14 protein-coding genes are annotated in these 19168 nt (G+C 61.7%); 8 read left to right on the plus strand and 6 right to left on the minus strand.

Translation table 11 applies throughout. From position 1 onward, the window contains the following. Window positions 1-10: 10 nt before the first annotated feature. Both ACQEU1_RS04035 and ACQEU1_RS04040 read left to right on the plus strand, forming a co-directional pair. Window positions 11-3424: a tetratricopeptide repeat protein gene (locus tag ACQEU1_RS04035; protein WP_433196331.1), complete on the plus strand. Its 3414-nt coding sequence runs from the start codon at window positions 11-13 to the stop codon at window positions 3422-3424. A gap of 26 nt (window positions 3425-3450) precedes the next feature. Continuing rightward, window positions 3451-4413, plus strand: coding sequence for a hypothetical protein (locus tag ACQEU1_RS04040; RefSeq protein WP_433196333.1), 963 nt, complete (start codon window positions 3451-3453; stop codon window positions 4411-4413). 342 nt (window positions 4414-4755) lie between these two features. On the opposite strand, the gene ACQEU1_RS04045 is transcribed toward ACQEU1_RS04040, so the two are convergent. After that, a complete protein-coding gene (locus ACQEU1_RS04045) occupies window positions 4756-5583 on the minus strand; it encodes a deaminase (RefSeq protein WP_433196335.1) in 828 nt (275 codons plus the stop codon). A 292-nt stretch (window positions 5584-5875) separates the two neighbouring features. Between ACQEU1_RS04045 and ACQEU1_RS04050 the strand changes: the two genes are divergently transcribed. The 6 genes from ACQEU1_RS04050 to ACQEU1_RS04075 all read left to right on the plus strand — a co-directional run bounded on the left by ACQEU1_RS04050 (window position 5876) and on the right by ACQEU1_RS04075 (window position 14331). Then, window positions 5876-6361, plus strand: a complete 486-nt coding sequence (locus ACQEU1_RS04050) for a hypothetical protein (protein WP_433196337.1) — start codon at window positions 5876-5878, stop codon at window positions 6359-6361. Window positions 6362-7747: 1386 nt separating this feature from the next. Next, entirely contained in the window at window positions 7748-8857 is a 1110-nt protein-coding gene (locus ACQEU1_RS04055) for a DUF3644 domain-containing protein (protein WP_433196339.1), read from the plus strand. A gap of 170 nt (window positions 8858-9027) precedes the next feature. Further along, a complete protein-coding gene (locus ACQEU1_RS04060) occupies window positions 9028-10977 on the plus strand; it encodes a hypothetical protein (RefSeq protein ID WP_433196341.1) in 1950 nt (649 codons plus the stop codon). Continuing rightward, window positions 10970-12211, plus strand: a complete 1242-nt coding sequence (locus tag ACQEU1_RS04065) for a CHAT domain-containing protein (RefSeq protein ID WP_433196343.1) — start codon at window positions 10970-10972, stop codon at window positions 12209-12211. Before ACQEU1_RS04060 ends, ACQEU1_RS04065 begins: the two co-directional genes overlap by 8 nt. After that, window positions 12212-12565, plus strand: a complete 354-nt coding sequence (locus tag ACQEU1_RS04070) for a Pepco domain-containing protein (RefSeq protein ID WP_433196345.1) — start codon at window positions 12212-12214, stop codon at window positions 12563-12565. A 983-nt stretch (window positions 12566-13548) separates the two neighbouring features. Further along, complete coding sequence (locus tag ACQEU1_RS04075) at window positions 13549-14331, plus strand: Shedu anti-phage system protein SduA domain-containing protein (protein WP_433196347.1); 783 nt, start codon at window positions 13549-13551, stop codon at window positions 14329-14331. Between the two features lie 94 nt (window positions 14332-14425). Here the strand turns inward: ACQEU1_RS04075 and ACQEU1_RS04080 are convergent, their stop codons facing one another. The 5 genes from ACQEU1_RS04080 to ACQEU1_RS04100 all read right to left on the minus strand — a co-directional run bounded on the left by ACQEU1_RS04080 (window position 14426) and on the right by ACQEU1_RS04100 (window position 19108). Further along, on the minus strand, window positions 14426-16147 hold the full coding sequence (locus ACQEU1_RS04080) for a DUF2326 domain-containing protein (protein WP_433196349.1): 1722 nt from the start codon (window positions 16145-16147) through the stop codon (window positions 14426-14428). A gap of 71 nt (window positions 16148-16218) precedes the next feature. After that, complete coding sequence (locus ACQEU1_RS04085; protein ID WP_433196351.1) at window positions 16219-16458, minus strand: ABC-three component system middle component 8; 240 nt, start codon at window positions 16456-16458, stop codon at window positions 16219-16221. Further along, window positions 16445-17398 carry an ABC-three component system protein gene (locus ACQEU1_RS04090; protein WP_433196353.1) on the minus strand — a complete coding sequence of 318 codons (954 nt, stop codon included), beginning with the start codon at window positions 17396-17398 and terminating at the stop codon, window positions 16445-16447. Before ACQEU1_RS04090 ends, ACQEU1_RS04085 begins: the two co-directional genes overlap by 14 nt. A gap of 120 nt (window positions 17399-17518) precedes the next feature. Beyond that, window positions 17519-18007 carry a hypothetical protein gene (locus tag ACQEU1_RS04095; protein WP_433196355.1) on the minus strand — a complete coding sequence of 163 codons (489 nt, stop codon included), beginning with the start codon at window positions 18005-18007 and terminating at the stop codon, window positions 17519-17521. Window positions 18008-18235: 228 nt separating this feature from the next. Beyond that, complete coding sequence (locus tag ACQEU1_RS04100) at window positions 18236-19108, minus strand: DUF5753 domain-containing protein (RefSeq protein ID WP_433196357.1); 873 nt, start codon at window positions 19106-19108, stop codon at window positions 18236-18238. Window positions 19109-19168 lie beyond the last annotated feature (60 nt).

The following is a 19168-nucleotide window of genomic DNA, read 5'->3' on the forward strand; positions in this document are numbered from 1 at the left end:
GAGGCGCTAAGTGGACGAACACGACGACCGGGCACAGGCAGCGCTCATCTCAGAACTGTTCGCCAGGACGCGCGAACGGCTGGTGCGTTGCACGGCAGAGCGTGATATCGAGATTCTGCTGACCGAGGAAGCGTTGGCCGACACCGCGTCGCTCGCCGCCGCGACCATGAGCCGCCGGCCGGACGGCGAGGTCATGATCTTTGGTCCGGGAGCACAGCTCTTGGGCGACAACTACTTCCTGCTCTACCGCCACGCGGGACCGGAGCGAATACCTGATCTTCGTGCGGCTGCGACCTGGGTCGCGATCGCGGCTCGCGGCAGATCCGGTGCTGGGAGCGAGCTCCTCTATGAGGTCGCGGGGGAGCTGTGGTGGCGGGCGGCTGCAGTTCACGCCGTGGCAGGCGCGCGTGCGTTTCAGGCGTTCCAACACGGCGGGGACGATGCGGCGCTCGACACCGCAATCGACCAACTGACGCTCGCTGTTGACGCTACACCTCAGGTGCGCCTGGACAGGTCGATCGGGTGGATGCAGACGCTCGCTTCCGCGCTCAACATGCGTTTCGCGGTATCTGGCGGACTTGATGACATCGTTCGTGCGTCAGCCGTGCGGCGTGCGGTTGTCGCCGCGGTGTCGGAAGACGACCCCAACGCAGTTGTGGCGCGCACGATGCTTGCGTCCGGCCTCATCAAGCTGATGAAGCGGACACGCGACCCTCATCACCTCGATGAGGCTGTCGCCGCAGCACGATGGGCCGCTGAACGCACTCCAACCGGTGCAGAGTATCGGGCGGCGAGGCTGGCCCGCCTCGCCGAGGCACTGGTTCTCCGATTCTTGCTCATCGGCGACCGCTCGGCTCTCGCGCAAGCTGTCGACACACGCGCGGAAACAGTCCGCGAAGCCTTGTCTGTCACGGATGCCGACACCGCCGCGCATGTGGGGGAGTTCGTCTCAGCCTGCGACATGCTTGTCAACGCGGGCGGCGGTGTCGCGACTCTCGACGTGAAGGCCGCCGTCGTGCAAGACCTGGTCGGACGTGAAGGACTCGACGCGTCAGCGGTGATGACCTTTCTCGGCAACACGTACTACCAGCGATACGAGTTCACCGGCGACCTGCCCGACTTGGAGCGGTCTATTCAGGTCTACGGCCGGGTAGTCGAGTTATCGGGCGATGACGGCGCCGCGCTGTCAAACCTGTCGAACGCGCTTCGGCAACGTTCGGACCGTCGCGGCAGTCGGGCCGACCTCGACGAGGCGATTGAACTGGCTGAACGGGCCGTGTCGGTGGTTCGAGGTCGGCCGGAGGTCATGGCGCTGCGCAATCTCGCGATCGGACTCCTCACCCGATATCGCCTGACCAAGAATCGGAACGATCTGGACGCCGCGCTGGTCGAGGTGAAGAAGGCTGTCGAGCTGGTCGACACCGAGCAGCCACATGCGTATGTGTTGATGACCAGCATCGCCATGGTACTGGGGGAGTACTACGAGGCGACTCGCCACACGGACGATCTTGAAAAGGCGATCACGTGGTCGCGAGCCGCTTTGGACACGGCACCGCCCGGCACACCGGGAATGGCAGCGGTTCTGTCCAATGCCAGCGCCCTGTTGCTGCATCGGTTCGAAGTGCACGGTCGGCGAGACGATCTGGATGAGAGCGTCCAGCTCGCAACCGAGGCAGTCGGCGTGGCCGACGACGAGCACTTGTTCCACTGGATCAGCCTTAGAAACTACGGAAAAGCTTTGGAAGCGCGGTATCGGACGCGCCGGAACATTGCTGACCTGGGGAACGCCGTGAATGCGTACCGGCGAAGCGCCGCCTTGGCCCCGGTCGAGACTGGGGACGCCGCGGGCATACTGGCTTTGTGGAGTGATCTTCTGGCAGATGCGCCGTACGCGGACGTCGCGAGTGCTGAGCTCGTGGCTGAGGCCTGGAACGGTGCCGGGCGCATGGATCCCCGAGATCCGCCGCAACTGCGGGCGCTCAAGAGCCTGCTGCGATCGGTGTGGAATGCCGTCCATAGCTATGGGGCACGCGGTGGTGACAGCCTGATGTCGTCCGCCGAGGGTGACCAGGTCGATCACCCGGAACCGCTCTTCCGTCGCATGATCGAGATGCCGCTAGGCTTTCCTTCTTCGGAAGAGGTCGATCGGCTGGTCGCCTCGGTGCGAGACACCGGATGTGCGGAAGGTACGGCTCGGGCGGAGTGCCTCGCCGTGGCCCACGAGCTTCGCTTTCAGCTGACTGGAGACGACGCGGACCTGGAGGCCGCTATCGCCTTACATCGGGACGTTCTCGCAACGGGCAGCGAAGAGGTTGACGGCGAGAACGCTGCGCTGGTCAACCTAGCGGCCGCTCTCCTGGTCCGGTTCCGCGTCCACGAAGAGGTGTCCGATCTCGAGACCGCGCTGGTTCACTACCGTCGAGCGGTCGACGTGGCAGCCTCACGTTTCTCGAGAGCGTCCGCGATGGTGGGGCTGTTGAGCGCCTTGGAACTCGAGACCGCGCGGACGCACTTGCCCGGTGCGGGCGAAGAGGCGGACAGCGTCTATGGCCGCCTTCTCGAGGAGCCTGCTGGTACTAGCCGGGGAGATGTCCTGGCTAGGTTGCTTTACACACGGTTGGACGCGTTCAGGTCAGGGGGTGACATAGCCTGGTTGGAGGCTGCCATTGATCTATGCGACGAGGCTGACCTGGAGGTGCATTCAGACACTCTGAACCCGGTGATCGGCCCGTACACCACCGCTCTTCGCCTGAGGTACTGGGAGCGCGCAGATGTCGCTGACATCCAGAAGAGCGTCGCGTTGTGTCGGGACGGACTGGGGATGGTGCGGTCCAACGTGCAAATGTGCGAGTTGTTGCACAACCTGGGCGTCGGGCTTCGGATGCGCTTCGACGCGTTCGGTGAGGAAGCCGACCTCGAAGGGGCTCTGAGCGCGCATCGGCGGGCTTTCGCTTTGGAGGACCTTCCGGCCTCGTACAGGACGGCGGTGACGCTGGCGCTGAGCAATTCCCTCTTCTACCGGTCAACACACCTGGACGATAGAGCTGACCTTGAGCAAGCCATCTCGCTAGCACGGGAGTGTGTGAAGACGGCGGAGAGCTTCATCGCCCGCGCCGAAAGCGCGACGGCGCTGGCGACGGGGTTGTTGAGGCGGTTCTCATACTCCCGCAGGGAAGCGGACCTCGACGAATTGGTCCGGTTGATGCAAGAGGTGACCACCGGCCCTCGGCACGCGGATCGTGGGGTCCAGTTCGCGTTGCTCGGTGACGGGTTATTGCTCCGTCACGAGATTAGCGGAGAAGATCGTGACCTTGGCGCGGCGATCGACGCGTTCCAGACGGCTGTCGGTGTCTTCTCCTCCGGAAGCCCGAGAAAGGCGAGAAACCAGGGGTCCTTGCCGATTCGTTGTACCGGCGTCACTTGAGGCACGGCGGGAGAACGGACTTCGACATGGCGATCCAGCTCTGGAGCGAGACGGCGGCGATGGAAACTGCCGGTCCCTACTATCGCGCATTGGGGGCCTTGTCCATGGGACAGGCGGCAATGGGGGCCGGCGCCTACGACACAGCCGCACACGCCTTCAGTATCGCCGCAGAGCTCGTTCCACGTGTGGCGGGCTTGCAGTTCGCGACTCGGCTCCGCCGGGAGAACCTGCAGAACCTCAGCGGTGCGGGTTCTGACGCCGCCGCCGCCATGCTCGCTGCCGGACGTCCTGAGCGCAGCGTCGAGGTGCTCGAACAATGCCGCTCTGTGCTGTGGCAACAGTTACTGAATCTCCGTGCAGAACTACCAGACATCGGAGCGGAGACGAACGATCTGGCAACCCGCATTGAAGCAGTGCGTGTACTGCTGGACGGACCGGGCTGGCAGAGCGATGTGGAGGTTGCTCAGTTGCTGCGGAGCCGTGTCGCCGAGCTCACGCGGCGTGGACGGTCCAAGCGCGTCTCGGCAGATCTGTTGGTGGACGTCGGTCACTTTGAGCGGGCATTGACGGAGATCGCCGAGGCCGTGCAAATCTACGAGGAGCTGAACGAGGTGAGCGTCGACTCCTACCTGCGTGAGTTGGCCGACACCCTGTATCGCCAGGCTTGGCTGAGCCTCGGTTCTGGAGGGCAGCGAGACGCGGCGACATCAGCCCGGAAGGCCGTTGCGGCCTTCCGGCGTCTCGAGCAGCTCAACAGCAACGAGTCGACGATGCCGTTGGCGTCTGCCCTTCATGTGTATGCCCTCGCCGCTGACCCGGAGGACGGGTGGAGTGCCTTGCGGCAGCGCGAGCCGCGATCCAGCTGTACGAGCGTGCGGCAAGGTCTGACAGCTCCATCTACAGCTTGGTTGCTTCGACGTTGGCTGTGTCAAGTGACCTGCTGGCGGAGCGTGGTAGAACCGCCTTGGGCCGGGGGGAGTGGTATGTAGCGCTCAGCATGTTTGCAGAAAGTGTCGAGAGCTTGCGGTCGGCTGACGCCCTTGTGGCCGACACGTATGCGGAAGTGCTTCGTGGGCGGGTCGCTGAAAGCGCAAGTCTCACGAAAGTCGTGCCGACGGAGCGCGGTGTCAATGGAAGCGACTTGGAATTTGATGAGAGTGGTACGGACAGCTTCGCCTAGGGTACGTGATGAGGCCGTCGCGTGCAGGGGGAACTCGTCGTGGTCTCCGCACAGGGATAGGGTTAGGTGCTGGAATCGGATCCGGTGGTTTTGTGCGTCAAACTGTTCGAGAATTGTCAATCTGAACGTCCTGTAAGAAATCAGGTAGGCCTCACCTTAGTCGCAGCTCATAGTCGAATTTCATGGATGTGTGTCCTGTCCCGCCGTGATTCTCCGGTGGATCAACGGATTTCAGCTGGCACAGTGCATATCCGTACTCGTTCCGGAAAATCGCTATTTCGCCGATGTCGATTCTTGGTGAATGGTTTTCCCAGTCTAGTGCATCAGGATCATCAATTTCGGAGAACTTTTCGGCGTAGCGCGCGTGGGACACCACTCCGCGACGGCCACCATTGGCGTACATTGAGGTCGCTCCGCATGTTGACCAGCGCGTCTCCCATGCTGGCGAGTCGGGAGAATCGGTGAGAACCAGCTGATATCGACCCCCGTTCTGCTGGAAGTCGAACTTCGCCGTGCCCCGTTCCCCTATGCGTTTGTAAAAGTGTCCGCTGAACGTGCTATTACCATCCTCGCAGATCGCGCGTAGGTCAGCTGGGAAGTCGCGGAGGCTCACCCCATGATCGCGCAGTAACTTCCAGCCTCGCCGGTAGATCCGTGGGTTGTTATCGAAGCGGCCGATCCAGACCTCGGTGACTCCTGCATCCACGAGCAGTTGAGCGCACGGGATGCGTGCGTTCTCCAGGTTTGCGCACGGCTCCAGCGTCACGAACGCGGTGCTACCCCGCAGGTCGACTCCTGCAGCGCCGGCCAACTTCAGAGCGATGACCTCTGCGTGGTGATTGAGATCCTGGCCCTTGTGGGCCGACGCTAGAACCTTGTCGCCGCGCGCTAGAACCACACCGATCCTGGCCGTGTTCGGCGATCGCCACATCTCCGCGATAGCTCGCTCCATGTGCTGTCGTGCAGTGGCTTCATCCACTTCATCGCTCCGTCATCCTCGTCGCGACCAACTCACGTCTTACGTGTGCCGCCAGGAAAGTCATCGCTGCTCTGGGCGGTGAAGTCCTGTCAGCTGCGAGCATGTGCGGGTGATCAGTTCGCTGTTGTACCAGGTTTGTGCAAGTTGCTGTCTGCTCCGGCGGGGCTGCTTCGCTGTGAGACGGCCGGGGACGCGGAGGTTCTCGTGCTGCGGCACGAGAACGTCGTGCTTCGTCGGCAGTTGACCGACCCGGTTCGTTACGAGCCCGCGGACCGGCCCTGACGCCCACCCTGTGACCCTGCTGGCCCAGAGCCGAGCCAACGCCGCGAACCCACAGTGGTGGCGCGACCAACTTGAACTTATCGACACGTATACGGACTCCTCAGGCGAACCAACCGCAGCCGGTGACCTCTCACGCGCCGAATGGGTGCTGGCGCTGTGGTGTGTCGGACACACGAGAGTGCTCACGCTGCTGTTCGATGAGTGGAAAGCGGAGTTTAAACGGCTTCCCTCTGGACGACGCTATGCGGTGGCGGATGCCGCCGAACGCATCGGTATCTATGGATGGCTTGACAGCCTTACCGACGTAGCCGCCGAGCCTGACCGCGTCATCGGTGCGCTTCTCGTACACCGAGGGAGACGTACTGGTCCTCCAGCATCGCTCCCGCGACAGATATATGACCTCAAGCCGGCACCCTTGACGATGCCGCCTCCACTGCTCGACGTCGCGCGCACCGACACCTGGTTCAAAGTCGACACGATCGGCACCTACCGGTGACCCCAGTGACTAAGTCGCTCAGACCGTGGAGTCGGAATTCGAACTGATCCCATCGCCGGTCTGTGATTGCTGCTCAGTTGGCTCGGGCAGCGAGCTTGCACTGTCCAATATGATGCGGGACCGCATTGCGTCGAAATGTCTGCGCGACAGCGGGTCTATGTACCCCGGCAGCGGACGCAACGAACGACAAAGCGGTGAGGATTGAATAATCCTCACCGCTTGATCAACTCCGATGTCCGAGGACGAAGTCGCACACTATTCACCCACGTAGCTCTGCCTGGCCCTGAGTAGACCCACCTGGCCCGTTCCGTCCATGAGGCCCGTCCCGCAGGACGGGCCGTACACGTTGCGCCTGAGGCTTCCTGCCAGCAGATGTGCGTGCGCAGGACGGGGGACGGCCTCGCGCCTGTCCTGTCCCGAACTGTGGAGATGCTGGTCGAGCAGATGGGTGAGAGAGCCCCTGGTGCTGGGACGGTTGCCGTAGCTGGTTGCTCGCTTGCGATGTGCATACGGTGGAGCCGTGCAATACCTTCGCGCCTACACCCGCTGCCGGAGGAGTACATGATCTCGTTTCCTGCTCCCGTGCTGAGCCAGTATTCAGATGAAGACCTGGTCCTAGTGATCGGTGAGATCATCTTTCCGGGCTGCTTCATGAGATGGCCAGGTGAGAACGGGCTTCGGATATGGGTTGAAGGAGATCGAGCAGACTCTGCAAGTCGTATTCAGGCTCTTGGAAGGTTCCAGACCGCTCTAGGTGTGCTGCGAACATGGCGGCCGGAATCGGGCGAGTTGGCCGACGAGAGCCGTGCTGGCGTGGGCGTCGGCTCTGTGCGAGACGAGCAAGGAAACCAGTACATCACTCTCGGAATGGCCATCGAGTATGTGGACACCAGCAGCGTCGCACCACTCGCGGCACAAGCTCGACGTGGAATCGCTCGGAGCGAGAATCTGCGCAACGCTCTGTGGCTTACCGGCAGACCTAACCGCAACGCGGCGGACTACTACATGATCCACGAGTACGCAGAGTTGGAGCTCGGAGGTCCAAGGGGCATCAGGGATGCACTAGGGATGTCGCTGGGTGCTCTGGCGCGCCTTAGCAAGTCGGCCAACAACCTGTCGCCTCTTGCGGGCGGACGTCACGCGGACGTGGACGACAGCTTGGTGATCATGTCGCTAGAGGAGCAACGCACTCACACAGCAGCGCTTCTGAGGTCGTGGATTGGCACGTACTCAGGTCGAAGTGAGCTAAGTGGACCCAACTCTCGACCCAATCAAGCGCGGTCTCCGGAACCGATCTGACTTTAGCGGGGCCGCGATCGATGAAACACTGCGGCCTGTGCTGGCGATGACCTGGGCAAGCGATCGGGGGCGGTCCGGGGGTGCCCCATGAAGTTGAAGCAGGAAAGTCGTCAGCTGAAGGCGAAGGCCGTTGCGTCACTGGTCTCCGCTGTGGAGGCGTTCAACTCGCCGAATGACCTCGGGCGGGCGACCAAGGTTCTGCTGCTGATCCAGCATGCGTTCGAGATGTTGCTCAAGGCCGCTTTGGTGCAGGTCGGCGAGAAAAAGATCTTCGACGCGGTGTCGGGCCGTTCGATCGGATTTGAACGGTGTCTCGGTCTTTCGATGGCGAATGCAACGATCAGGCTGTCCGAGGCAGACGCTGGTGCGCTGCGGGCGATCGACGCCATGCGGGACGACGAGCAGCACTGGTGGAACATTGTCTCCGAGCAGCTGCTCTACCTGCACTGCCGAGCAGGCATCACGTTGTTCGACGATCTTCTACAGCGCGTGTTCACGGAGCACCTGACAAGTCACCTGGCCGGCCGAGTGCTTCCGTTGTCCGTCGATCCTCCTCGGGAGCTGAATGTCCTACTGGACGAGGAGTACAGCCAGATCGCCGTTTTGCTCCAGCCCGGACGTCGGGCAGGACATGATGCACGGGCACGGATCCGGACGCTGCTCGCCATGGAGGCGCACGTCAAGCCAGACGCTCAGGTGTCCAAACAGGACGTTGAACGTGTCGCGCGGGGCATGCGGAGTGGGGAGAGTCGCGATCGTGTGTTCCCCACGCTCGATGCGATCGCGACGGCGATCGACGGTAGCGGCGTCACGCTGAAGGTCCACTTCACGAAGAAGGAGGGCTTAGCGGTCCAGTACACCGCCGACGAGAACGTCCCGGCGGCCGCCGTACGTCAGGTGGACCTGCGGGACACGTTCCGTCGCTCAGCCTCAGAACTCGCGGAGGCGCTTGGACTGACAGTGCCGAAGGCCAAAGCGCTCAAGGAACACCTTGGGATCGATGATGATCCGGCTTGCAGGCGTGACTTCACCTTCGGGGCACAGCGTCACACTTGCTACTCGGACAAGGCGTTGGTGTTGATGAGGTCCGCGCTACAGGAACTCGACATGGGCGCGGTGTGGCACGCCCACAAGCGGGTCGGTCGAGCGCCAGCAAGAAGACCGTGCAAGTTGGAGGGATGCGCAGCAGCCGCATGAAACAGCAAAAGTCAGACGACCTGGACCATTCCGTGCGGACTGGTCGACCATGACCACGCGGTCTGATGGCCCGAACCCGCAGGGCTTATTCTTGCCAGCGTCCATTCGTGTTGTTTGGTTCCACTCGTTCGGCCCTGTCGGTGTTGCCTGCCCGTGCACATCATGTTCCGATGGTTACGAACCTGCGGCGCGCGTGGTCACGCCTGCTGCCGTGGCTGATCGGCTTGTTCATCGTGAGTGCAGCGGTGACAGCGGTGCTGTCGTCCCGAAGCGGCCAGCTTGTGCTCACGTGGGTCGCGGCCGGCATTGGTGCGGTGTCCTTACTCACCGTGGTGGTCGTTCGCTACGGCGATGACATGCTCAACTACTTCGCCGATGTGGGCAGGATCGCGCGGCGGACCGCGGACGCCTCCGAACATCTGAACGCTCCAGGACAAACGGTTCCGCTGGTATTTCGTTTTGGAGCACTTGTGGCAGCAGGCGCGACCGCGTACTACGTGCCGCCGTGGTTCGCGGAGCTCACGAGCGTGAGAAGCCCTGGCTTCGCGTTGCTGGTGGCTGGACAGTTCCTCGCACAGACATTCGCGTTGTGGCTCACCCGTCCGGCGCCTGGGAACCTGCGAGTTCTCCGTTCGCTCGCCGTGGAGGCCGGAGTTCACGGCACGCCCGACCATCCATTGACTCCTGGCGATGTCATCGAGTACTACACAAGCCGCTACCCGGATGGCATCCGACCGAGGGGCGGCCGTCCACGGACCAGCAAACTCGGAGAAGAGTGGCACCTGCCGTTTGTCGCAGGATGGGCTGAGATCGACGGGCACGTGCCGTGGCGCACGCCGGCGAAGATGCTGGAGTGGCTTGGCGAGATGTATCGCGGCGGTTTGGACCCCGTCACCGCCGAGAGGATGAAGTCTGACGTCTGGGAGATCGTTCGAGAGGCGCGCCGGCCTGTTCGAAGGGTGTCAGGACAGCATGTTGGCGGCGGGTTGCTCGCGACCGCCTCCGCGTTCCGGGTCAACAGGGACCTGGCGGTCCGCGCGGGGTTCGTCGTCGACGACGCGTGGCCCCTGCTGAAACTGGTGCTACCCGGCGACGTCCGGCGGAGGCACCTGCTGGCGGACCAGGCGGTGATGTGGTCCCGGCTGGTGTTCGCGGTGGCGGTGGGCTGGGTCGTGTTCTGCCTCGACGTGAGCCCGGTGCTCGCGATCGTGCCCACCGTGCTGGCGGTCGCGGCGCTCCAATCCGGCCGCACCAGGTTGGTGCAGGCCTACGAGATGCGGGCGGCGACCGCGGATGTCTACCGGTTCGAACTGGCCAAGCGGCTGCGCATCGCCCTGCCGGAGTCGCAGGCGGATTTCGCCCGCCTGGGCGCGGTGCTCACCGGCAAGAGCACGGACTGGCGGCTGGCCGTCACTGCGGACGGGAGCATCGGAGCCATCCACGGCGATGTCGTCCACAACTACGGTGCGCACGATGGCAAGACGGACGACAAGTTCGCCGAGAAGCAGGAGCAGCTTCTGGCCGCGCAGAACGAACTCGCGCGCGAGGTGCGTCAGGTGTCGCGACAGTTGGAGAAGGGCCAGGCTGGCCAGTCCCAGCGCGAGTGGCAGACGATGACCGACGAGCGCCTGTCCGTGCTTCCCTCACTGCTCAAGGCCACGGTTGCCGAGGTGCTCGCGGGTCCCACCATGATGACCTTCGCCGGTTACCTGGCGGTGGAGCACCTGGACGACGACGCGTTCGTCAACGGCAGCACGATCCTCGCGGAGCCAGCCTCCCAGGTCGGCGTGGTCGTCTCGGTGCTCGCCGACCCCAGAGCCCGAGACACCGCACCGGAACGCGGCACCGACACCGACCAGTTCATGGTGTTGCAACCGATCCACATCGAGGGCGGCAGAACGGCGGCGGAGGCCGAGTTCGAACTGGTCGTCGACAGCGCCACGCTGCGCCCGACACCGCGGCGGCACACGATGCGCGTGGCCCCGAGCGGTCAGGATCAGGTCGACGTCCATCTACTGGTGCCGGACCAGACCGGCCGGCACGAGGCATGGCTGCAGCTGTTCCAGTCGGGGCAACTGGTGCAGGCGATCGCGGTGGTCGTCGAGGCGGGTCATGCCTGAACGGCAGGCGCCGTCGGTGACGGTGCGGTTCGTCCCGGTCCTGGGAGGCGTCGAGCTGGAGTTCTCCTCGCCCCACACGACGCTGCGGCCGACGTTCAACCTCTCCGACACGAGCCGGATCGCGGCGACACGCGGCGTCCTGCGGGACGGGTTGCGTGAGCTGAAACGCCTGGTGGTCAAGCACTCCGATGACGAACGCGTGCGTACCGAGGGGCTCGCCGAGATCGCAGCGCAGATGGGTACCACCGGCCGGTTGATGATCTCCACGCTTTGCCCGCCGAACGCGCGGTTGCTTAATCAGCTACAGGACTTCTGGCGGCGTGCCATCCGCTGGAACGTGCCCGGCCGGCCCGTTCCCGTCGTTGAGTACGTCGGGCATCCCGAGTACGTGATTCCCCTCGAGCACATGCCGTTCCTGGACCTGTCTGGCTGCGACAGGCCGACCGCGGACCCGATCAGGTTCATCGAGCAGTGCCGGGCGTTCGTCGGTTTCTCGTGCGTGGTGCGGCGCAAGCTGCTGCTCGACAGCCCCATCCCGCAGTGCGACGAGCTTCAGCCATCTGAGCAGGGCAGGATAGAGATGAGGTTCCTGCGGCACAGCGAACTGAAGGGCGCCACCGCCGAGTACGTCTGGCTGATGTCGGACGGCAGGGACAAGGTGGACGTGCTCGGCCCGTTCCCGGCAGAGGGTGAGAAGGCGGCGGACATCGCTGCGCAGGTCTTCGACCCGCGGTGGTTGCCCAGTGGCGGCCGCCGCGCCGTACCCGAGCAGATTCAGCACTTCTCCTGCCACTGCGACACGACCACAAAGGATCCGCTGGATTACGCGCTCCAATTGCGCGGCGCGACGGACGTGCGGGTGCGCGTCAGGGACTTCAAGGATCACTTCACGCGCCTCGCGGGCGAGGGCCGTTCGGACATGGCGATGCCGATGGTCGTGCTGAACGCGTGCGGCACATCGGCGGCTGACCCGGTGACCGCGACGTCGTTCCCGCGTCTCTTCCTGGAGAACGAGAACCGGGCGGTGATCGGCACCGAGGTCGCCATCCCGGACCGGATGGCGGCGGCGTTCTCTCGCAAGTTCTACGAACTGCTGTTGCTCAAGGGCGAACCGCTGGGCGTCGCCGCGTACGAGGCCCACGACCACATGCTGACCGAATCCCGCAACCCGCTGGGGCTCGCCTACTCGGTATATGGCAACACAGAACTGCGCATCGTGAACGGAGTGGTCTGAGTGGCGGACGACGTGATCAGGATTTTCGGGATCGAGGACGACGGCGATGAGGAGGATCGGGCGGGCGGCCGTCGCGCCGACGAGCTGCGGTACGCGCGCAGCGCCATTCCCGTGGACGAGTTCCGGGTGCGCGTCGCCGAGTTCGTGAGCGGGATCGAGAACGTAATCCACGACATCGCCGCCACCGCCGGTGAGTACGACCTCGACGAGGTGCAGGTCGCGGTCGAGGTGAGCGCGAAGGGCACGTTGTCGCTGCTCGGCACGGGTGGGGAGCTGGCCGGCAAGGGCGCGATGACGTTCAAGTTCAAGAAGCGTGGCCAAGTTCAGGAAGTCCGGTTGAGGGGGACCGACTAACGTTCGGATATGCACAACAAGCAACGTGCCGGCCGTCGTGGTGGGCAGGTTGCAGAACGACCGCCTGCTGAACTGGCGGAGCCTGTTGGCGAAGGACGTTTCGACAGTGACCGGGATTCTGCAGTCCTGGTGAGCACAGGAGTTTCCGAAAAGCGCTTAGTCCATTCGCGCCAGCACTCTACGTTGATCGTTCTGATCTCAGTATAGGTCTATGAACGAAAAGCGGATGAGGATCGAAAACCTCATCCGCTTGATCAACTTCGATGTCCGAGGACGAAGTCGCACACTATTCACCCACGTAGTGCTTCCTGGTCCCGTGTGAGTCACCTGTTCCGCCTGCTGTCCGGCGTCCGTCCCGCGGTGGTCCTGCGGGACGGACGCTATCGGTGCTTCTGAGCTCGTCACGGGCTGACAAGGCAAACACCGGACAAGGGACAGCACCGGGCCGTACCCGTCCCGAGGGCAGATTCGCGAGCAGACCGGGTGTAACGGGGGGCAGCTGCGCGACGGGACGGACGGCTGACGTGCCTACCCGCGCACCAGGCCTATGGCCGGTGCAGGTGGAGCACCGGACAGCTGAGCAGGACAGCCGCGGTCCCGGCTTCTCAAACCGATGAAACTTGAGGTGCATAAGCGATTCGGCTCGGCTGATATGTGAGAACCGGTGTTCGAGTACAGTGCCCGACCAAAGCTTCGCTCCAGCCGCTGCGGGCGCTGGAGCGCTCAGCATGTGAACAGCGTGGTACTGCAGCGAGGATTGGTGAGTCATCGGGATGAACCCAGAGAGTGATCCAGGTCAGGTGAGTCGTGACAGGCAGCGGCGCGGTGCGATTGCTCGGCGTCTAGCGTTCGTCCGCGGAGGAGGAAAGTGTAGTTTCCGAGGGTGCGAAACATGGACCTGGGCGGACAGCGATCTCATGCTTCTCGAAGTAGCTTACATCAACTCTCCGACCCGGCGCGGGGCGCGATATGACTCCAACCTGATGCTGGAAGCGACCGACCCTGACAACTACATCTTGGTCTGTCCGAACCATCACCGCCTCATAGACCGTCGAGTTGATGACTATCCTGCAGAGGAGCTCCGCAGGATACGCGACGAACACTACGCTGATGTTGAGCAGGGGATATCGGCTGCTTTGCGCTCGACTGATGTAAATTCCCGAGCAGTTAGTGGAATGGCAGTCGCGCTGAGCGTGTGGGAACGTCTGGATTACGAACACAAGGAAGAGTTTTGGCAGCAACTCTTCAGTGATACGCCAGGCTGTCTGCTTCCTCTTCTGGGTGGACGCGCATATGAGCTCAAAGGAAAGTGTTATGTAGGCGGCAAGGGCTTCCGAAATATTGGCGGTAATATCCTAGACTTCCTGGCAACGTATCCTGGAAATTCTGCGTGCATCGAAATAAAGACGCCCGGTACGGCATTGATGTCAGGAAAGCCTGCGTATCGGAACAACGTCTATCTGCCGCATGATGAGCTGGTTGGTGCCTGCACTCAGGTCCTGGAATCGAGGCGACGCCTTGTTGAGAATCTAATGTCCCTGAACTATGCGGAGCCACCAGAAGGGCGTGTCATGGCGCCCAGTCCTGCGTGTTACGTTATTATCGGGAATCTAGAGCGAGAGCAGATGGACTCTGGGAGGAGAAACTCATTTGAGTTGTTCCGTTCCTCGTTGAGAGATGTGACAGTAGTGACCTTTGATGAGCTCTTTAATGGCCTAAAGCTCCTCCTTGATTCGGTTCTGTCAGAAGATGAGGGCGACGCTTGACTCATCGAGTATCGATACTCGCATACCTCTCCCTTTATGGGTTGTGGTGACATGCCTGACCTGGGCGAGACGCAGCTTTGCTGGGAGGAGCCACCTACCACGCTGCCATCTTGAATAGCCGACCGTCGTCTCCTTCGTCGTGAAGGTGAACGATGATGTCGTCATCAACGATAGCTTTGTCGCTAGACCCAGCGCGAGTTGGGACATCGCTATCGAGAACCGAGATCACCGGCTGAATTCCGAGCGTAGCGTAGGCGCGGAACACATTGATCAAACTCTCTCTCTTTCGGGGCTCCAGCTGTTCCAGTGCACCGTCGTGGTAGACGAATCGAGGGAAGGGGGTGTCGAGGTATGTTCGAAGAAAGGCAAGATCGAACGCGATGCAGAGTAGCTTCTTGTAGGTCGTCCCCTTATCGCCGCTCGTTGCAGTACCTGAATCCCCAATGAATTCAGCGCTAAAGTCGATCCCGCCTGACTGGTTGACTTTGATGGCCAGAATTGCGTTTTGACCTAGCACTTCAAAAATGATCTCAGTAAAGTACCGGCGCATCCGCCCGAATCGGCTTGCCTCGTTCTGGCTAAGCGACTCAAGCTGGTCTTCTACCGTCGTCACCAGCTGGCTGTGTTCCTCGCCTAGAGTGCGCACTTCACGACGTAGCTCCACAATTCTGGCTGCCGCCTGTCTGCGATTTTCCAATCCAATGAGATCAGATCGCATCACGGTAAGTTCTCGACTTAGATCTTTATATTTCGCGAGAGCCTCGGATTCTCGAAGGTAGGCAAGCGAGCGTGCGCGAGCTTCGTTGAGATCTTTGGTTTCAGCTTCGATTGACTCTAGTCGTTCGCGTGCATTGCCAGACTGCTTTTCCAGGGCTTCCCGTCGTTCTTGTGTAATCGCACGGTTAAAGGCAAGGAGTTGCTCGTAGGTACGCTTGATCTGATTTCCGAGCGTCACGCCGGCTTCAGTGAATAGCTTCTCGGCGTCTGACGGTCGAAAGATTACCCGCTCCTCCTCCAGTGAGTTCGCGATCCTCGATAGAAGTTGTGATAGGCGGTATTTTTCTTCGTTAAGCCCTGCGATGCGAGCTTCAACATCCTCAACAACTTCTGTGGTCACGCGACTATCGTCATCTGTGAAGTCAAGCGTATCAAGCGCTTCTTGACGTGCTGCTATGTCGCGCCGCTTCACTGAGATGAGTCCGTCGAGAACAGTCGGGTCTGCTGCCTCACTTCCCCATTCCTGGTTGACGGAACTGAGATGTGCAGTTGCACGTGCCAATTGCTCGCGTTTGTCGTACAAGCTAATCACGGGCTGGGAGTCCATACCGAGAAGATGCGCGACGAAGGGCTTCCAGTCTTGATGCTTGCCCGAGAACTTATTGAGCTGAAATACATCCTGATAGTCCGCTTGTGATCGGATGAGATATCCGACCAGCTTGCGGAATCCCCAGGGTTTCAGTGCCTCAAGCTGAAGGTATCCATCAAGTAGCAAGCGGGCGCGATCAAACGAAAGGCCCAGGTGATCCCAGTCTTCTGGTTTAGCTTCTGTCACGTCGGGGATGGAGGAGTCGCTTTGCAGAAAATCGATCTTCGTGCCGGGATCAACATCACGGCCGATGGTCAAGAATGAGCCGTCTCGGAGCTCAACTTCTAGGTAGAAAGCGAACTCTTTGAACTGCTGCTCGTGCTTAAAGAGGAAAAACGAGTTACTTTTTCCCTTGAGTAGGCAGAAGTCAAGCAGCTCACCGACAGTGGTCTTGCCCAAATTGTGGGTATCGAGCAGCTTGTTGGCAGGAACGCGGATCTCAGCAAGCACGACTGATAGGGAGTCGTTGAATACCAGTGGCTCGAAAACCGCCGGTTTATTGCTGTAAAGCCTGCGGAGTTTCACAATTGACCCGTGTATTCGAAGGTGTCAACCGTTCTTTTGTAGTCCACAAGGTCGAGTAGATACAAAAGGCTGATTGCTGGTGTAAATAGATAGTCGGCGGATCCCGATTTGCGGTTAAGAACTTCCTTTAGCTCGTCATATCGGACGGCGCGCTTGCGACGCAACGATCTAAGTAACAGGGTGGCGGCCGCAAGCACCGTCTCGTCCGGGTGAGAGTGCTTATTAGGAAGAAGCATCTTCGGTCTCCCCGATGTCGCAGTGCCAGTACATGTAGAACAGCATTGCGCGCAGCAGTCTCTTGTTTCGGGAAAGGACAACGTCTCGGTGAATCAGTAGGTCGATAAGATAGTTGAAGACCTTGTCGAATGACTGAAACTCACTTCGATGTGCAACGATCTTGAGCTGGAAATCCTCTACTGCGCTCTCGTAGAGCTCGCGGAGCTCAACATTGGCTGGATTCGCCAGAAAGCGTCCTATCTGCGAGGTGTATGGAAGATACCTGTCACTTAAGGTCTTTGCGAACGCAGTTGACATGTTGTTCAACTCATTCTTCTTCGCATACGTAACCCGATCGACCACAGGCGCATCATTGTCGAGCAACGGGAGATTAAACTCCCTTGCGATTGCGATAATCACCTCGGCCAGGTCTTTGCTTGATGCTAGAAGCGGACCGTCGATCGGGTCTATCCTGGCAAGTAGGACGAGATCCGGAAATCTGTGTAGTAGGTCTTCGAGATATTCGGTACCAGCAAGAAATACTTTCTTCGGATCGAGTCCGGACTCTGCCGCTATCTGCTTCTTTACTTTTTCATGAGTAACTGCGCCCAATCGCCTGTTGGCGAAGAGTATGTAGTTGTCGACCTCGCCGGCGTCAACGAGCTTTTTGATGCGAATAACTTCTTCGCTCAGCGTGCTTGATTTAGCTGTGCCGCTGAATTCACTGTCGCTGTAGTGAACGTTTGTGGCGTTTGTATGCTTCGCTTGAACAATTGTGAGCCCGGTCCACGGTTCCGCGGTGCTAGGGAACCGTTCCGCTGTGCCCTCGAAGCGAGCGTCGCGGCCGCCATCGACGCCCGCCGCGAAGGACTGGACACCGATACCGAAGAGCTTGCGTGCGCACTCGACGACAAGTCGTTCAAACTGGCTGTCATCGAGATCTTCGTAGGCGTAGCCCATCCTGCGATCCTACTGACGGCTGTGCCGTTGTGAACGCAGTTGAGGTGGGTTGCGACACCGTGTCGTGCCGTGCAGTGCCCTGTTCGGGACAGGGACCGCCCACGGCTGACCGACCGGCCACTACGTGATCGTGCGCCGCTGTAGGCGCGACGCGGCCTGCTGGTAGTCGTCCACCAGCCGCGCAAGAGCGTCGATCCGGTTTCGCCAGGGGCCACCATGCACGCGCGTCATGCTGGAGGTCTGCGCCTCCCAGCGGCTACTACGTCGCCCTGTCACTGACAGCATCGGTTCGAGGAACCCCAACAGGATCGGCGCGTCCGCCTGCCCTGCCAAGACCCGCCAGCCCGTTCGTGTCGGGTCCGACGAACGTTCGAGTCGGACGGTATCCAGATCCAGTGGGGCCGGTCGCTTCGCGCGGCTCGTTCGCGGCCTGTCTTCCGTGACAGGTTTCGTGACGGGTGGCTGGTCCGTCTCGGCAGCGGGAGCGGCTGGCGCGAGTCGGGCGAGTTCGGCAGCGGCACGCGCGAGCCGCTGAGCGGCGTGGCTCGCGTCACTATCCGCCAGTACGGCGTGACGTACCTCGGCAGCCGCCGCCTCGACAGCGGCCACGGCCGCCAGAACATCTCCGTGTCGAGTGGCAACACGGGCGCGGTGGGCGCGCTGTCGACACGCCGCGTTGTGATAGCGGGCTGGTCGCCCACGGTTCGACCCTGCCGCCAAGGGTTGCCCGCATCCCGTGCACTTCACGACACACCATCCGATTCGTGACTAGTTTCGTGACGCACGAGCGAGCGTAACAGGATGCGTCACGAAACGGGTCACGAAACGCATGTCCGGTCAGTCCGCGCTGTCCTTCAGCAACTGAGCGGCCTCAATCAACCGGGCAGAGGTGTCCCCGGCGGGGCGCACCACGTTGGTCAGCCGCTCGAACGTCTCCGCGTACGGCCGCCGTTCGCGTTCTTCCTCCAGCCACGTCCCGGCGTGCAGGGTGTCGAGGTACACCACGTCCTCGAACTCGTCCTGTCGGAAGGACAGCAGGGTGAACGACGTCATCCCCGAGAACGCGCCCACTTCGTCGGGCACAAGCCACATCCGCACACCGGGAAGCTCTGCAAATGCAGCTAGCCGCAACAACTGATCTGCCATCACCGGCGCGCCCCCAATCGGCCGCCGCAGGACCGCTTCACCCACGACGAGATCCAGCCGCAGCGATGGCCCCTTGCTGAGGTGCTGCGTCGCTCGTTGGCGGTGCGCGTCGCTGTAGTGGCGGTGGTCCTGCTCGGACACTGCCTCCACCTGAGCGCCGCGGAGCGCGGCCTCATACTCCGGTGTCCGGACGAGTGGGGGCAGCACGTCCAGCGCGACCACCCGCGCGCAGCTCGCTTCGGCCTCCACTTCGGCATACGTCCAGCCGACACAGGACGATGCGTCGCCGGTCAGCAGATCGAACCTCAGGGGGTCGCGTGCGCGCTGTGCCCCCAGTACGACCGGCGCCCGCTGCTCGCCGCTGACCTTGTACACCAGGGCGAGCGCGACAACATCAGTGTCAACGATCGGGACCAGCGCGTTCTGCATCATCGACGTCTTGGCCGGCGACCAGCCAACGCGTTCGCCTGCCTCCGCCAGGCTCAAGACGCTTTCCTTGCGCCACAACGCAAGCGCGCGCCCAACCGCACGGTTCTGAAGGTTGGATTTGAAGGTTTTCGGCATGGTCAGCTCGCTCAGTACATGGGTGAAGCCGACGCAGTGACCAGCACCGCGTCGGCTTCA

The sequence above is a fragment of the Lentzea sp. CA-135723 genome (assembly GCF_050936595.1).
Classification (GTDB): Bacteria; Actinomycetota; Actinomycetes; order Mycobacteriales; family Pseudonocardiaceae; genus Lentzea.

Bases quoted from the DNA above. Each gene is read 5' to 3' on its own strand.
- ACQEU1_RS04060 (WP_433196341.1), top strand. From the start codon at position 9,028: ATGGTTACGAACCTGCGGCGCGCGTGGTCACGCCTGCTGCCGTGGCTG.
- ACQEU1_RS04090 (WP_433196353.1), bottom strand. From the start codon at position 17,398: ATGGGCTACGCCTACGAAGATCTCGATGACAGCCAGTTTGAACGACTT.
- ACQEU1_RS04075 (WP_433196347.1), top strand. From the start codon at position 13,549: ATGCTGGAAGCGACCGACCCTGACAACTACATCTTGGTCTGTCCGAAC.
- ACQEU1_RS04055 (WP_433196339.1), top strand. From the start codon at position 7,748: ATGAAGTTGAAGCAGGAAAGTCGTCAGCTGAAGGCGAAGGCCGTTGCG.
- ACQEU1_RS04085 (WP_433196351.1), bottom strand. From the start codon at position 16,458: ATGCTTCTTCCTAATAAGCACTCTCACCCGGACGAGACGGTGCTTGCG.
- ACQEU1_RS04100 (WP_433196357.1), bottom strand. From the start codon at position 19,108: ATGCCGAAAACCTTCAAATCCAACCTTCAGAACCGTGCGGTTGGGCGC.
- ACQEU1_RS04040 (WP_433196333.1), top strand. From the start codon at position 3,451: ATGGCGATCCAGCTCTGGAGCGAGACGGCGGCGATGGAAACTGCCGGT.
- ACQEU1_RS04065 (WP_433196343.1), top strand. From the start codon at position 10,970: ATGCCTGAACGGCAGGCGCCGTCGGTGACGGTGCGGTTCGTCCCGGTC.